15 protein-coding genes are annotated in these 14,690 nt (G+C 33.1%); all 15 read left to right on the top strand.

Annotated elements, in window-relative coordinates; all coding sequences use genetic code 11:
- Positions 1–156: 156 nt before the first annotated feature.
- The 15 genes from alaS (at position 157) to KA830_RS09350 (ending at position 14,449) form a co-directional block, all read left to right on the top strand.
- Positions 157–2,787, top strand: coding sequence for an alanine--tRNA ligase (gene alaS / locus KA830_RS09420; protein WP_204180112.1), 2,631 nt, complete (start codon positions 157–159; stop codon positions 2,785–2,787).
- A 67-nt stretch (positions 2,788–2,854) separates the two neighbouring features.
- Positions 2,855–3,115: an IreB family regulatory phosphoprotein gene (locus KA830_RS09415; protein ID WP_046208109.1), complete on the top strand. Its 261-nt coding sequence runs from the start codon at positions 2,855–2,857 to the stop codon at positions 3,113–3,115.
- 3 nt (positions 3,116–3,118) lie between these two features.
- Entirely contained in the window at positions 3,119–3,547 is a 429-nt protein-coding gene (ruvX, locus tag KA830_RS09410; RefSeq protein ID WP_019469412.1) for a Holliday junction resolvase RuvX, read from the top strand.
- 16 nt (positions 3,548–3,563) lie between these two features.
- Positions 3,564–3,890 carry a DUF1292 domain-containing protein gene (locus tag KA830_RS09405; RefSeq protein WP_046208110.1) on the top strand — a complete coding sequence of 109 codons (327 nt, stop codon included), beginning with the start codon at positions 3,564–3,566 and terminating at the stop codon, positions 3,888–3,890.
- A gap of 769 nt (positions 3,891–4,659) precedes the next feature.
- Complete coding sequence (locus KA830_RS09400; protein ID WP_046208111.1) at positions 4,660–5,301, top strand: O-methyltransferase; 642 nt, start codon at positions 4,660–4,662, stop codon at positions 5,299–5,301.
- A complete protein-coding gene (locus KA830_RS09395) occupies positions 5,298–6,221 on the top strand; it encodes a peptidase U32 family protein (RefSeq protein WP_210134198.1) in 924 nt (307 codons plus the stop codon). Before KA830_RS09400 ends, KA830_RS09395 begins: the two co-directional genes overlap by 4 nt.
- 14 nt (positions 6,222–6,235) lie before the next feature.
- Positions 6,236–7,504, top strand: coding sequence for a peptidase U32 family protein (locus KA830_RS09390; protein ID WP_064208881.1), 1,269 nt, complete (start codon positions 6,236–6,238; stop codon positions 7,502–7,504).
- Positions 7,504–8,127 carry a uridine kinase gene (gene udk / locus KA830_RS09385; RefSeq protein WP_046208114.1) on the top strand — a complete coding sequence of 208 codons (624 nt, stop codon included), beginning with the start codon at positions 7,504–7,506 and terminating at the stop codon, positions 8,125–8,127. The genes KA830_RS09390 and udk overlap by 1 nt, the downstream gene beginning before the upstream one ends.
- 25 nt (positions 8,128–8,152) lie before the next feature.
- Entirely contained in the window at positions 8,153–8,629 is a 477-nt protein-coding gene (gene greA / locus KA830_RS09380) for a transcription elongation factor GreA (protein ID WP_019469406.1), read from the top strand.
- 284 nt (positions 8,630–8,913) lie between these two features.
- Complete coding sequence (gene pxpB / locus KA830_RS09375) at positions 8,914–9,645, top strand: 5-oxoprolinase subunit PxpB (protein WP_204180114.1); 732 nt, start codon at positions 8,914–8,916, stop codon at positions 9,643–9,645.
- Complete coding sequence (locus tag KA830_RS09370; protein WP_204180115.1) at positions 9,635–10,642, top strand: 5-oxoprolinase subunit C family protein; 1,008 nt, start codon at positions 9,635–9,637, stop codon at positions 10,640–10,642. The genes pxpB and KA830_RS09370 overlap by 11 nt, the downstream gene beginning before the upstream one ends.
- Complete coding sequence (locus KA830_RS09365; RefSeq protein WP_046208117.1) at positions 10,642–11,076, top strand: acetyl-CoA carboxylase biotin carboxyl carrier protein; 435 nt, start codon at positions 10,642–10,644, stop codon at positions 11,074–11,076. The genes KA830_RS09370 and KA830_RS09365 overlap by 1 nt, the downstream gene beginning before the upstream one ends.
- Positions 11,077–11,096: 20 nt before the next feature.
- Positions 11,097–12,455, top strand: coding sequence for an acetyl-CoA carboxylase biotin carboxylase subunit (locus tag KA830_RS09360; protein WP_204180116.1), 1,359 nt, complete (start codon positions 11,097–11,099; stop codon positions 12,453–12,455).
- A complete protein-coding gene (gene pxpA, locus KA830_RS09355; RefSeq protein ID WP_046208119.1) occupies positions 12,455–13,213 on the top strand; it encodes a 5-oxoprolinase subunit PxpA in 759 nt (252 codons plus the stop codon). The genes KA830_RS09360 and pxpA overlap by 1 nt, the downstream gene beginning before the upstream one ends.
- Positions 13,214–13,216: 3 nt before the next feature.
- The gene (locus tag KA830_RS09350; RefSeq protein WP_046208120.1) at positions 13,217–14,449 is read left to right on the top strand and encodes an NRAMP family divalent metal transporter; all 1,233 of its coding nucleotides are present in this window, start codon (positions 13,217–13,219) and stop codon (positions 14,447–14,449) included.
- Positions 14,450–14,690: the final 241 nt, after the last annotated feature.

Genomic DNA, 14,690 nt, shown 5'->3' with positions numbered 1-14,690 from the left:
ATTTTAAGTGATAAGCGGAATTATTAATTATGATTAATGCTTATAACTAGGGTGGTACCGCGAAACGTTCGTCCCTTTTGATAGGATGGACGTTTTTTATTTTCATTTTTATCAAATAACTGATATAACTTGAGTTGAGATGGAGGAATTTTAAGTATGAAAAACTTAAAAGCAAGTGAAATTAGACAGAATTTTATTGATTACTTTGTTGAACAAGGACATATGGTTGAACCTTCTGCACCTTTAGTACCTATAGATGATGATTCTTTACTATGGATTAACTCTGGTGTTGCGACATTGAAAAAATATTTTGATGGCAGAGAAACACCGAAAAAGCCTCGTATTGTCAATTCTCAAAAAGCCATAAGAACAAATGATATTGAGAATGTTGGCTTTACAGCTAGACATCATACTTTTTTTGAAATGTTAGGTAACTTTTCAATTGGTGATTATTTCAAAAAAGAAGCCATTGAATTTGCTTGGACATTTTTAACGAATGAAAAATGGATGGCTATGGATCCAAAACGATTGTATGTAACCATACATCCTGAGGATACAGAAGCTTATAAAATATGGAATGAAGACATAGGCTTAGAAGAGAGTAGGATTATTCGTATAGAAGGTAATTTCTGGGATATCGGTGAGGGACCATCAGGCCCTAATACAGAGATATTCTATGATCGAGGGGATCAATTTGGACAAGATGATCCTGCTGAAGAAATGTATCCAGGCGGTGAAAATGAAAGATTTTTAGAAGTTTGGAATTTAGTATTTAGTGAATTTAATCATAATAAAGACCATACGTACACACCATTACCAAATAAAAATATTGATACTGGAATGGGTCTCGAAAGAATGGCATCTATCGCACAAAATGTTCGTACAAACTACGAAACGGATTTGTTCATGCCTATCATTAATGAAGTTGAAAATGTTTCGGGTAAAAAATATCTTGAAACAGATTCTTATGATGTCGCATTTAAAGTTATCGCTGACCATATTCGCACAATTTCATTTGCAATTGCTGATGGCGCGTTACCTGCAAATGAAGGAAGAGGTTATGTGCTACGCAGACTTTTACGTCGTGCTGTAAGATTTAGCCAATCCTTAGACATTAATGAGCCGTTTATGTATAAATTAGTTGATATTGTTGCAGATATAATGGAACCATACTATCCAAACGTTAAAGAAAAATCAGATTTCATCAAACGTGTGATTAAATCTGAAGAAGAACGTTTCCATGAAACATTAGAAGAAGGCCTAGCGATATTAAATAATTTAATTACAAAAGCAAAGTCGACGACAAATGAAATTAGTGGTAAAGATGCATTTAAATTATATGACACATATGGTTTTCCAGTTGAACTTACTAAAGAAATTGCAACTCAAGAAAATCTTACCGTTGATATGAATACTTTTGAAGAAGAAATGCAAAAACAACGTGACAGAGCTAGACAAGCACGTCAAAACTCACAATCTATGCAAGTACAAAGTGACATATTAAAAAAAATAACAACAGATAGTCAATTTGTAGGTTATGATGTCATGGACCAAAAAACGATTATTACGGACATCATATATAATGGTGAATTAGTAAATGAAGCTGAAGCAGGAGAAACTATTTACTTTATTTTAAAAGAAACACCATTTTATGCAGTGAGTGGTGGACAAGTTGCAGACGAAGGTACTATAAGTAATGAACAGTTCGAAATCAATGTTACTGAAGTTACCAAAGCGCCCAATGGACAAAGCTTACACAAAGGTGAAATTCAATTTGGCACTGTTAAAAAGAATGACGAAGTGTTTGCTAGTGTAAACCATATTGAACGTAGAGATATTAAAAAGAATCACAGTGCTACACACTTATTACATGCAGCATTAAAAGAAGTGCTAGGAGACCATGTCAATCAAGCAGGATCACTCGTTGAAGCAGAGAGATTAAGATTTGATTTCACGCACTTTGGACCTTTAAATCAAGCAGAAATTGATCAAGTTGAACGAAGAGTTAATGAAGAAATTTGGAATAGTATAGATGTGGATATTCAAGAAATGCCTATTGCTGAAGCTAAAAAGTTAGGCGCGATGGCATTGTTTGGTGAAAAGTATGGTGAGGTTGTTCGAGTAGTGAATATGTCTCCTTTCTCTATTGAATTATGTGGAGGTATCCATGTTAATAATACTTCTGAAATAGGTTTGTTTAAAATAGTAAGTGAATCAGGTACTGGTGCTGGTGTGAGACGTATAGAAGCATTTACCGGAAAATCAGCATTCCTATATTTAGAAACAATTCAAGAACAATTTAATGCAGTGAAAGCACAAATTAAAGTGAAATCAGATGATCAAGTTTTGGATAAAGTCATCCAAATGCAAGCGGATGAAAAAGAATTAACTAAACAACTTGAGCAAAAAAATAAAGAAATCACTACACTAAAAATGGGTGATATTACAAATCAAGTGGAACAAATTAATGGATTTAAAGTCCTTGCAACTGAGGTTGAAGTCGCAAATGCAAAAGCGATTCGTGAGACAATGGATGACTTTAAATCTAAATTGCAAGATGCTATTATAATTTTAATTAGTAATATAGATGGTAAAGTGTCATTAGTAGCAACAGTGCCAAAAGCTTTAACAGACAGTGTAAAAGCTGGTGATATTATTAAAAACATGGCACCTATTGTAGGTGGTAAAGGTGGTGGCCGTCCAGACATGGCTCAAGGTGGAGGCACTCAACCTGAAAACATAACAGAATCATTACGTTTCATTAAAGATTACATTAAATCTCTATAAGTTCTAACTATTGTCATGTAGAATTAACAATAAGTACTTTTTACTCGATATGAAGGAGTGTTACAAAATGGAAAACTTTGATAAAACAATGAAATTTAATTATGATGAAATTCCAAAAGAAGATGTCAAAACAGTACTTCAAAATGTCTATAACACATTGAAAGAACGTGGCTATAATCCTGTTAATCAAATCGTTGGTTACTTATTATCAGGAGATCCTGCGTATATTCCACGTAATAATGAAGCTAGAAACCAAATTCGTCGTATTGATCGTGACGATATCATGGAAGAATTAGTTTCAAATTATTTACAAGAGAATTCAAAGTAATTAATGCTAAAACATAAAATTTTAGGTTTAGATGTAGGAAGTAAAACTGTTGGCATTGCTATAAGCGATCTCATGGGTTGGACAGCCCAGGGATTAGATACACTCCATATAAACGAAGATAAGAATGAACTAGGTATAGACAGACTAGTAACAATCATAGAGAAAGAAAAAGTTGGTACTGTTGTCATTGGTTTGCCAAAGAATATGAATAATTCTATTGGATTTCGAGGCGAAGCTTCGTTACAATACAAGGAGCAACTTCAAGAAGCATTGCCATCTGTAGAGATAATCATGTGGGATGAGCGTTTAAGTACCATGGCTGCAGAACGTTCTTTACTTGAAGCAGATGTTTCTAGACAAAAACGAAAAAAAGTAATAGATAAAATGGCTGCAGTATTTATATTACAAGGCTATTTAGATTCTATACAATAAAAAGGAGCGTTTTATAATGACTGAACACAACCATGAATCTGAATTAGAAATTAATAATCAAGAGGAACTATTAACTTTATATGATGAAGATGGAAACGAAGTACTTTACCGTAAAGTATTAGAATTTTTCCATCCTGAATTTAAAAAAGAATATGTGATTCTTGCTGAAGAAGGTGCAGAATCAGATGATGATGATTTAATCGAATTAGTACCAATGATTAATGAGCCTGATGAAGATGGTGAAGGCGGAAAATTCTTACCGGTTGAAACAGATGAAGAATGGGATATGATTGAAGAAGTCGTTAATACTGAAATGGACGATCATGATCATAACCATGAATAACCTCTAATCTGAACAACTCAAATAATTTGCACCACTAATTAAAACATGAACCTGAACGACACATTGATTTAATAATGTTTATGTTTTTCTTTGGTGACAAAGCTTGTTAGTCAAATCTTGTACAACCGTTAAGGGATAAAATATGAGATACAAAGTGCTTATTTCAAATTATCAAGCCGAGACTTAAAAGTCTCAACTCAGACTGTCAACAAAGTTTCCAGCTTTGTTGACAGTCTTTTTGTGTTTGAATTCTACTGGCGCTAATTTACTCTGTCTCTACCGGCTTTTATTTTATTACAGATGCCAGTTTAGTTTTCATATTCGAATAAGTCGAAGAAAAATATCGATTTAATAATGTCAAACTATTTTTAGATTCTGTTGTTTTAATAAAAGTATCGTTTATTTTGAACATTATTGATATCAAATCAAAAAGAAATTTTTCAAAAATACACACAAATGTAGCTTATCGTAACTGAGACTTTTAAGTCCCAATTTTTATATTTAAGAATAAAAGTACTCAATCAGCTACAGTTATATTAACTAGTTAATTATCACAATTTACACTTATAAAATATATGGGTTTGTGGTAAAATATATAAAGTTAAATTTTAAATTTATGAGATATTTTCAAAGAATTATATAAAGTAGTTCGAAAATAACAACTTATAGACGTCATTATTAACCATAATACAATCAGTCACGATTATTGGCTGATTTATTTTATTTGTCAAAAATGCTTTGAAATATCTACATTGAAGGAAGTTTTAAAATGGAAAATAATCAATCATATTTATTAGAATTGCACAAAGAGAATGATATTGCTATTGAACAACTTAGACCGTATGCGTTGGAACACCATGTTCCAATCGTTGATAGACTAACATTAGATATGATTAAACAACTGATCAGAATACATAAACCCAAGCGCATTTTAGAAATAGGTACAGCGATTGGTTATAGTAGTATGCAATTTGCTTCTGTTTCTGATGAAATAAAAGTGGTTACCATCGAGCGTGATGATGATATGCAATTAAAAGCCAAAGAAAATTTTGCGAAATTTGGATTTGAAACTCAAATTGAGTTAATTGAAAAGGATGCGTTAGAAGCTTTAGAAAATATCAAACATGAATCTTTTGATATGATATTTATTGATGCTGCAAAGGCACAATCAAAAAAGTTTTTTTCTTTGTACGCGCCTTTATTGAATGAAGGTGGGATAATAGTTACAGATAACGTTTTGTATCATGGTTTTGTTTCTGATATTTCCGAAGTGAGAAGTAGAAATGTTAGACAAATGGTAAAAAAAGTACAAGAATATAATGAATGGCTTATGGCTCAACCTCATTTCACAACTAATTTCCTTAATATGGATGATGGTCTAGCTATTTCGATTAAAGGAGAATCAAAATGACAGAATTATTAGTAACACCAAAATCTGTTAAACATATTGAGACACTAATTGAAAAAGGTGCAGATGCTTTTGTAATTGGTGAGCAAAGATTCGGCTTAAGATTAGCAGGAGAATTTAAAAGAGAAGCATTGATAGAAGCAGTGGAATTAATACATAATCATGGTAAAAAAGTCTACGTAGCAGTAAATGGTATTTTTCACAATTATCATTTAAATGCACTAAAATCATATATAGATTTTTTACACGAAGTAAGCGTTGACCGCATCATATTTGGCGATCCAGCAGTAGTTATGTATGTGAATGAACAACCAAATCCGATTCCATTAAATTGGGATGCAGAAGCACTAGTCACAAATTATTTCCAGTGTAACTTTTGGGGGAAAAAAGGTGCACAACGTGCGCAATTAGCTAGAGAATTAAGTTTAGATGAAATATTAAATATAAAACAAAATGCAGATGTAGAGATTGAAGTACAAGTACATGGTATGACTTGCATGTTTCAATCAAAACGTATGTTATTAGGTAACTATTTTACTTTCCAAGAAAGACAAATGAAAATTCAACGAAATAAAGAAGCGAATGAGTTGCTTTTATATGATGAAGAACGGGATAACAAATATCCTGTTTTTGAAGATTATAATGGAACGCATATAATGTCACCTAATGATATTTGTTTGATCGAAGAGTTAGATCAGCTTTTAGCAGCCAATATTGATGCATTCAAAATCGATGGTGTATTACAAACTGAAGAATATATCAATGTATGTACAGAGCAATATAGAGAAGCGATTGATTTGTTCAAAGAAGATCCTGAAACCTATGATGATGAAAAATTTATGCTTGTAGATCCGATTGAGGCCATTCAGCCTGAGCACCGTCCGTTTGATGAAGGATTCTTGTATAAACAAACAGTCTATTAAAGGAGGTTTAAGTAATGGAATTATTAGAAAAAGTTGAAAATCGTACTAATAATAAGATTAAAAAACCTGAACTACTTGCACCAGCAGGTAATTTAGAAAAACTCAAAATAGCAGTACATTATGGTGCTGATGCTGTATTTTTAGGTGGACAAGCATACGGTTTAAGATCAAATGCAGATAATTTTACGTTGGAAGAAATAAACGAAGGTGTGACATTCGCTCAGCAATATGGGGCGAAAATTTACGTTACGACTAATATTATTGCTCATGATGAAAATATTGAAGGATTGGACGAGTATTTAAAAAATATTGAGTCAGCAGGCGCCACCGGTATTATTGTTGCAGATCCACTTATTATTGAAACCTGCAAGCGTGTAGCGCCGAACTTAGAAATTCATTTATCAACACAACAATCTCTTTCGAATTATAAAGCTGTAGAATTTTGGAAAAATGAAGGTCTAGATCGTGTAGTATTAGCACGTGAAACTGGTGCTATGGAAATGAAGGAAATGAAAGACAAAGTAGATATTGAAATTGAATCATTTATACATGGTGCGATGTGTATTGCGTATTCTGGTAGATGTACATTAAGTAATCACATGACTGCTCGAGACTCTAACAGAGGCGGTTGTTGTCAAAGTTGTAGATGGGATTATGATCTGTTGGAAGTTGATGAAGATGGTGAATTAGATTTATATTATGACGAAAATGCAGTGACTCCATTTGCAATGAGTCCAAAAGATTTGAAACTTATTGAATCAATCCCTAAAATGATGGATATTGGTGTGGATTCACTTAAAGTTGAAGGACGCATGAAATCAATACACTATATTGCAACTGTAGTGTCTGTATATCGCAAAGTCATCGATGCTTATGCAGAAGATCCTGATAACTTTAAAATTAAGCCAGAATGGTTAACTGAGCTGGAAAAATGTGCTAATAGAGATACTGCTTCTGCATTTATTGAAGGCACACCTGGATATGAGGAACAAATGTTTGGGCAACAAAATAAAAAGAACTCAGCTTATGATTTTTGTGGATTGGTTCTGGCTTATGATGAAACAACTAAGCTTGCTACGATTCAACAGCGGAACAAATTTGAACCTGGAGACGAAATAGAGTTTTTTGGTCCTGAAATCGATACATTTAGACAAGTTGTTGACACTATCTATGATGAAGAAGGTAACCAACTTGATGCTGCACGACATCCATTGCAAATCGTGCAAATTAAAGTTGATCATCCAATTTATACCAACAACATGATGAGAAAGGAAATTGGATAATGAAACGTACGACTATTATTGGAATCGCTGGTGGTTCGGGTTCGGGTAAAACCTCAGTGACAAATGAAATAATGAAAAATTTAGAAGGCCATAGTGTTGCATTATTGGCACAAGACTATTATTATAAGGACCAATCGCATTTAAGTTTCGAAGAACGTTTAGAGACCAATTATGATCATCCTTTTGCTTTTGATAATGACTTATTAATAGAAAATTTAAACGATTTGAGAAATGGCAAACAAATCGAAGTACCAACATATGATTATACAAATCACACTAGAAGTGAAGAAACGATTGCATTTAAACCAAAAGATGTTATTATCGTAGAAGGCATATTTGCGCTTGAAAATAAAACGTTAAGAGATTTAATGGATGTCAAGATTTATGTTGATACAGATGCAGATTTACGAATTTTACGTCGCTTACTTCGTGATACAGAAGAAAGAGGACGAACAATGGATTCTGTAATAAGTCAATATCTAAATGTAGTTCGACCAATGCATAATCAATTTATAGAACCCACAAAAAGATATGCAGATATTATCATTCCAGAAGGTGGAAGTAATAAAGTTGCGATCGATATAATGACGACGAAAATTCAGACTTTAGTAAGTAAACAATAGTATTATAGTAAAGGAAGATGACAATATGGAAAACCAAAAACAATATCCTATGACGCAAGAAGGTTTCGAAAAACTAGAAAATGAACTTGAAGAGTTAAAAACGGTTAAGAGACCAGAAGTCGTAGAAAAAATAAAAGTAGCACGTTCATTCGGAGACTTATCTGAGAACTCTGAGTATGATGCTGCTAAAGATGAACAAGGATTTATCGAACAAGATATACAAAGAATTGAGCATATGCTACGTAATGCCCTAATAATCGAAGATACTGGTGATAACAACCAAGTACAAATTGGTAAAACTGTAACTTTTGTAGAATTACCTGGTGAAGACGAAGAGGAATACCAAATTGTTGGATCAGCTGAATCTGATGCATTTAATGGTAAAATTTCAAATGAATCACCAATGGCAAAAAGTTTAATCGGCAAAAAATTAAACGAAGAAGTTCGTGTTCCACTGCCAAATGGTGCAGAAATTAATGTCAAAATTGTAAATATCAAATAATATCAAAATCCCCTTAACACTTAATGTTAGGGGGATTTTACACTTTATAAATAAAAACATATACTTATCTTCAACTATTTGATAAATTTATATCATTGATACAATAATTGAAATATTGAGATAATTTTGGATTAATTTGTATTTATCAATAGTAGTTTATTATCGACAATTATAACTATTTTTAATTAAACATAGTCTGACAGTTAATGATACAATTATAATGTTGCACACATATTAATGTTTGAATCATAGTTTAATGTATAAAATACAAAGGGGGAAATGTGTTGGAATATAAATTGATCAATGAAGAGACAATTATGATTTACTTTGAACAACAAATCAATCCTTCGACATTTAAGGAAGTTCAAAAAGTTGAAAATTATATTAAAGATCAACAACATAAAGCAATTATTGAAGTGATACCTTCTTATCGGGCAATTATGCTACATATAGATATTACAAAACAAAGTTTAGTGGAAGTAGTTAAAGCGTTGAATCTAGAACGATTAAATCAACTGGATTTTGATGAAAATAAAAATGAAGTAAAAATAATTAGTTTACCAGTTCTTTATGGTGGTGATTATGGTCCAGATATTCAAGAAGTAGCCACACATCATCAATTATCAATAGAGGACGTCATTAATTTACATACAGAAAATCGATATTTAATTTATATGCTTGGATTTATGCCAGGCTTTCCGTTTTTAGGTGGTTTAAATCCAGAGCTGGCTACACCTAGACGCGAAGAACCAAGAACGAGCATTCTTGCGGGTTCTGTAGGTATTGCGAATAATCAAACAGGTTTATATCCAAAACAATCTCCAGGTGGTTGGCAAATCATCGGACGTACACCAATTACTGTATTTGATATTTCAAAAACACCTATGTGTTTATATGAATCTGGTGACTATATAAAATTCTATCCTATCGATGAATCAACGTTCGAACAGATTATAGAAGAACAGCAAGGTGAATTTGATATTAAGAAATGGGTGAAAATTCAATATGAGTATTAAAATTATTTATCCAGGGTTATTTAGTACGATTCAAGATTTAGGAAGAATCGGCTATCAAGACCAAGGATTTTCTACTGCAGGTGTTTTAGATCGGTACGCTTATCGAACTGGACAAGCACTCATTGGCAATGAAGGGCCAGCAATTGAATGTACAATAATTGGCCCAACAATTGAATTCTTAGAAGACAATGCTTTTGTATTAATAGGTGCTGAGTTCAAAGCAACTGTTAACGAAGCAATTATTGATGAATCTACTGTAATAGCAGTAAAAAAAGGTGACGTTTTGAAAGTTGGACAGGTCACTAAAGGGGCTAGAGGGTACTTATTATTTGGTAAACCTTTGACAATTCATAAAGTAGCAAATAGTTATTCTACACACACACGAAGTCAAATTGGTGGTTTTAAAGGGCGCGCATTAAAATCTGGTGATGTAATTGAGTGCGAAAACGATTATCCATATGCACAAAATCTTGGATTGAGTGTACCAAAAGATGTTGGTGAAGTTGAAGAAAAACCTATTCAAATCATCAAAGGGCCTCAATTTGATAGCTTTAGCGAAGAGGCACAACAAAAACTAGTAGCTAATGAATTTAAAATATCAGAAAAGTCAGACCGTATGGGATATCGGTTACAAGGTGAAGCGATTTCACCAAACACATCGGCTGACATAATATCAGAGCCTGTTGCCTTAGGCAGTATACAAGTGCCAAATGATGGCAATCCGATCATTTTATTAAATGATAAACAAACAGTAGGCGGTTATACAAAAATAGCAACTGTTTGCGCATCTGATTTACATAAATTAGCTCAAATGCAACCTAATGATACGATTCGTTTTGAATGGACGACAATCGAAGAAGCAGTTAAAAAATTAGAGCAACAAGAAGAAGCGTTTAAAAATACAATCAATAATATTAAAGAGCAACCAATTTTTGATATTTCACAATTGAGAAATACATCTACTCGTATTAATCATTTATTGAAAGGGGAATTATAATGAATTTTGAAAAAGTAGAACAATTAATAAAGATGGTAAAAGATAACGGGGTTAAAAAATTTAATTATAAAGATTATGAAAATGAAATCACTATAGATTTTACCGATAATACATCTGCGTCAACTGCACAACAACAATTAGTTTCAAATAATGAATCAAGTTTAAATGAACAAAGTGCATCAAATGAAGAACAATCCGATCAAGTTGTCAAATCACCAATGGTTGGTACGTTTTATTTACAAGACGAGAAGGAATTAACAAATCCACTTATTCATGAAGGTGATGAAATTAAAAAAGGAGATACCATTGGTTATATAGAAGCGATGAAAGTCATGAATGAAGTAAAAAGTGATGTGAGTGGAGTAGTCGACACAATACATGTCAATCACGGCGCAAATGTTGAGTATGATCAAACGATTATAACTGTGAAATAAGTATAAAGGGGGTATTTGAGTTGTATCGTTGTTTAATTGCAAATAGAGGAGAAATTGCTGTAAGAATCATCCGCGCTTGTAGAGAAATGGATATTGAAACTGTAGCTATCTATGCTTTAGGGGATGAGTCTAGCCTACATGTCAGCTTAGCTGATCAAGCGATATGTATTGGTGAAGCCAATGCATTAGATAGCTATTTAAACCAAGATAGAATTATTAGTGCAGCAAAAATTAGTGGTGCAAATGCAATTCACCCAGGATATGGTTTTTTATCAGAAAGTACTTCATTCGCTAAAAATGTTGAAGAAAACGGTATTTATTTTATAGGGCCAACTGATCAAACTATGGAGATGATGGGTGATAAAATAACAGCACGACAAACAGTAGACCAAGCTAATGTGCCTATCATACCAGGTTCTACTTCTGCTGTAGAGTCAATCGAAGAAGTTAAGGAAATTGCGCAAGATATTGGTTATCCACTTGTATTAAAAGCTGCCAGTGGTGGTGGCGGCAAAGGGATAAGGATTGTCAAAAAAGAAGAATCTTTAGAAAAGTCATTTAAAGAAGCCAAAAGTGAGGGGCAAAAATATTTTAATGATGATCGCGTATATGTGGAAGCGTTTATCCCAGTAGCTAAACATGTGGAAGTTCAGGTGTTAGGAGACGGTAAAGAAAATTACATACACTTAGGTGAACGTGATTGCTCAGTTCAGAGAAAAAATCAAAAATTAATTGAAGAATCGCCTTGTGCTGCATTATCTGAACATATGAGAACATCTATGTGTAATGATGCTGTGAAAGTAGCAAGAGCATCTGGTTATAGAAGTGCAGGTACTATCGAATATTTAGTGACAGAAGATGCTTATTACTTCATAGAGATGAATGCGCGTATCCAAGTAGAACATACAGTAACTGAAATGAGATCAAATCGTGATTTACTACACGCACAGCTCTATTTAATGAAACACGGTACATTACCGTTCAATCAAGACGAAGTGATATTTGATGGTCATGTCATTGAAGCAAGAATCAACGCAGAAAATCCTCAGAAAGGATTTCAGCCTTCACCAGGTAAAGTAAAAGCATTACATTTGCCTCAAGGCTTTAACGTCCGTATCGACAGTTTACTTTATCATGACTATACGGTATCGCCAAATTACGATTCACTTGTAGCTAAAGTGATTGTAAAAGCACCAAATAGAGATTCAGCAATAAAAAAATTAAAAGTAACATTGGATGAAATGGTAATCGATGGCTTTACTACGACAGCTGATTTCTTATATGCTGTTTTATCGTATCCGCAATATGCTAATGGTGATGCAAAAGATGTAGATATTAAATTTTTAGATAGACATCAAATAATTAAGGAGGAATCATGATGAAAGTTGATTTAAACTGTGATTTAGGCGAAGCTTTTGGAAATTATTCATTCGGTGGAGACAATCAAATTATTCCGCTAATTACTTCAGCTAATATTGCATGTGGTTTTCATGCTGGTGACCAACATGTCATGAATCAAACGGTGGAATTAGCTAAAGCAAATGGTGTTGGTATAGGTGCTCATCCTGGCCTCCCAGATTTACAAGGATTTGGACGTAGAAATATGGACTTGTCACCCAAAGAAATTTATGATATCGTCATTTACCAGCTCGGTGCATTAAGCGGATTCTGTAATGTTCACCAAGTTAAAATAAATCACGTGAAACCACATGGAGCACTTTATCAAATGGGGGCGCGTGATAAAGCAATTGCTCATGCGATTGCACAAGCTGTATATGATTTTGATAAATCATTAATTTATGTTGGATTATCAAATACACTACTTGTTACAGAGGCGCAAGCTGTTGGTTTAACTACTGCTGCCGAAGTGTTTGCAGATAGACGCTATGAAGATGATGGTCAATTAGTTAGTCGTAAAGAAAGTGATGCATTGATCACTGACACTGAAGAAGCTATTGAACAAGTTGTCAAAATGGTTAAGTCACAAAAAGTCGTTACGAAAAATAACAAGGAAATTGATATTCAAGCAGATACAATTTGTGTTCATGGAGATGGTGAACACGCACTAGAATTTGTTACAAAAATAAGAGACAGATTATCGAAAGAAGGCGTTTCTATATCTAAGCTGGGAGGCTAACACATGGGAGAAAAATTAAAAACAGAATCAAAGGATTTTGAATTTACAAAAAATCATAAAAGATTATTATTAGGTTCTGTATTCTTAATGGCTACATCTGCAATTGGACCCGCGTTTCTAACTCAGACAGCAGTATTTACTGCTCAGTTTACTTCAAGTTTTGCTTTTGCAATTTTATTATCAATATTGATTGATATAGGGGCGCAAATTAATATTTGGAGAGTGTTGGTAGTTACAGGTAAACGTGGACAAGAAGTAGCTAATGAAATCTTTAAAGGGTTGGGTACTTTTATATCGATATTAATTGCAATAGGAGGACTTGCATTTAATATCGGTAATATTGCAGGTGCTGGATTAGGATTAAATGCAATTTTTGGCTTAGATGTAAAGATTGGTGCAGCTATTACAGCTGTATTATCAATACTTATTTTTGTAAGTAAAAGTGGTCAAAAAATTATGGATGTTGTCACGATGTTTTTAGGCGTTTTAATGATTGTAGTTGTTGCATTTGTAATGTTTAAGGCAAACCCACCATATGCAGATGCAGCTAAACATCTCGTGATGCCAGAGCAACCATTAGCGCTTGTCTTACCGATTATCACATTAGTAGGAGGAACAGTTGGTGGTTATATCACTTTTGCTGGTGCACATAGAATATTAGATTCAGGTATCAAAGGTAAACACTATTTGCCATTTGTCAATAAGGCGGCAATTTCAGGAATATTAACAACGGGTGTACTTAGAACCTTATTATTCTTAGCGGTACTCGGTGTGGTCGTTACAGGTGTAACTTTAAATGATACTAACCCACCAGCTTCTGTATTTGAACATGTATTAGGACCAGTCGGTCGAAATATTTTTGGTGTCGTTTTATTTGCTGCAGCAATGTCTTCAGTTATTGGTTCAGCATACACAAGTGCAACTTTCTTAAAAACATTGCATAAATCTATCTATAATAAAACAAACATTATTGTAATTTCATTTATAGTCATTTCAACTTTTGTTTTTCTATTTTTAGGAAAACCAGTTACATTATTAATCGTTGCAGGTGCTTTAAATGGACTTATCTTACCAATTATATTAACGACAATACTAATTGCTAGTAAACGAAAATCAATCGTCGGAGATTATCATCATCCAACATGGATGTTAGTCTTTGGAGCAATTGCTGTGATCGTTACAGTTGTTACAGGTGTTTATTCACTACAAGGATTGACAGAATTAATGGGTAGTTAATAAAACAATAATAGTGACAAATAAACCATTCTCTAGTTCTTAATGCAAAACAAGGACTTAGGGAATGGTATTTTTTATGATTATTTTTTCACTAAATAGCCTCGAATAGTTTGATATATTAAGCAAGAAATTTACAGATTAATTCAATTGAAAGCAGAGAAATTATTCTTATGTTTCTTATGGAAAAGAATGAAATAATAAATTGATATAAATATCGTTCAATCGTCGAGCTATTGGTTTA

This window comes from Staphylococcus sp. GDY8P119P (assembly GCF_017892075.1).
GTDB classification, from domain to species: domain Bacteria; phylum Bacillota; class Bacilli; order Staphylococcales; family Staphylococcaceae; genus Staphylococcus; species Staphylococcus ureilyticus.
The sequence above is the reverse complement of the archived record's forward strand: the minus strand, read 5'-3'. Positions and strand labels throughout refer to the sequence as shown.

Coding starts and splice junctions, on each gene's coding strand:
- alaS (WP_204180112.1), top strand. CDS start 157: ATGAAAAACTTAAAAGCAAGTGAAATTAGACAGAATTTTATTGATTAC.
- KA830_RS09415 (WP_046208109.1), top strand. CDS start 2,855: ATGGAAAACTTTGATAAAACAATGAAATTTAATTATGATGAAATTCCA.
- ruvX (WP_019469412.1), top strand. CDS start 3,119: ATGCTAAAACATAAAATTTTAGGTTTAGATGTAGGAAGTAAAACTGTT.
- KA830_RS09405 (WP_046208110.1), top strand. CDS start 3,564: ATGACTGAACACAACCATGAATCTGAATTAGAAATTAATAATCAAGAG.
- KA830_RS09400 (WP_046208111.1), top strand. CDS start 4,660: ATGGAAAATAATCAATCATATTTATTAGAATTGCACAAAGAGAATGAT.
- KA830_RS09395 (WP_210134198.1), top strand. CDS start 5,298: ATGACAGAATTATTAGTAACACCAAAATCTGTTAAACATATTGAGACA.
- KA830_RS09390 (WP_064208881.1), top strand. CDS start 6,236: ATGGAATTATTAGAAAAAGTTGAAAATCGTACTAATAATAAGATTAAA.
- udk (WP_046208114.1), top strand. CDS start 7,504: ATGAAACGTACGACTATTATTGGAATCGCTGGTGGTTCGGGTTCGGGT.
- greA (WP_019469406.1), top strand. CDS start 8,153: ATGGAAAACCAAAAACAATATCCTATGACGCAAGAAGGTTTCGAAAAA.
- KA830_RS09370 (WP_204180115.1), top strand. CDS start 9,635: ATGAGTATTAAAATTATTTATCCAGGGTTATTTAGTACGATTCAAGAT.
- KA830_RS09365 (WP_046208117.1), top strand. CDS start 10,642: ATGAATTTTGAAAAAGTAGAACAATTAATAAAGATGGTAAAAGATAAC.
- pxpA (WP_046208119.1), top strand. CDS start 12,455: ATGAAAGTTGATTTAAACTGTGATTTAGGCGAAGCTTTTGGAAATTAT.
- KA830_RS09350 (WP_046208120.1), top strand. CDS start 13,217: ATGGGAGAAAAATTAAAAACAGAATCAAAGGATTTTGAATTTACAAAA.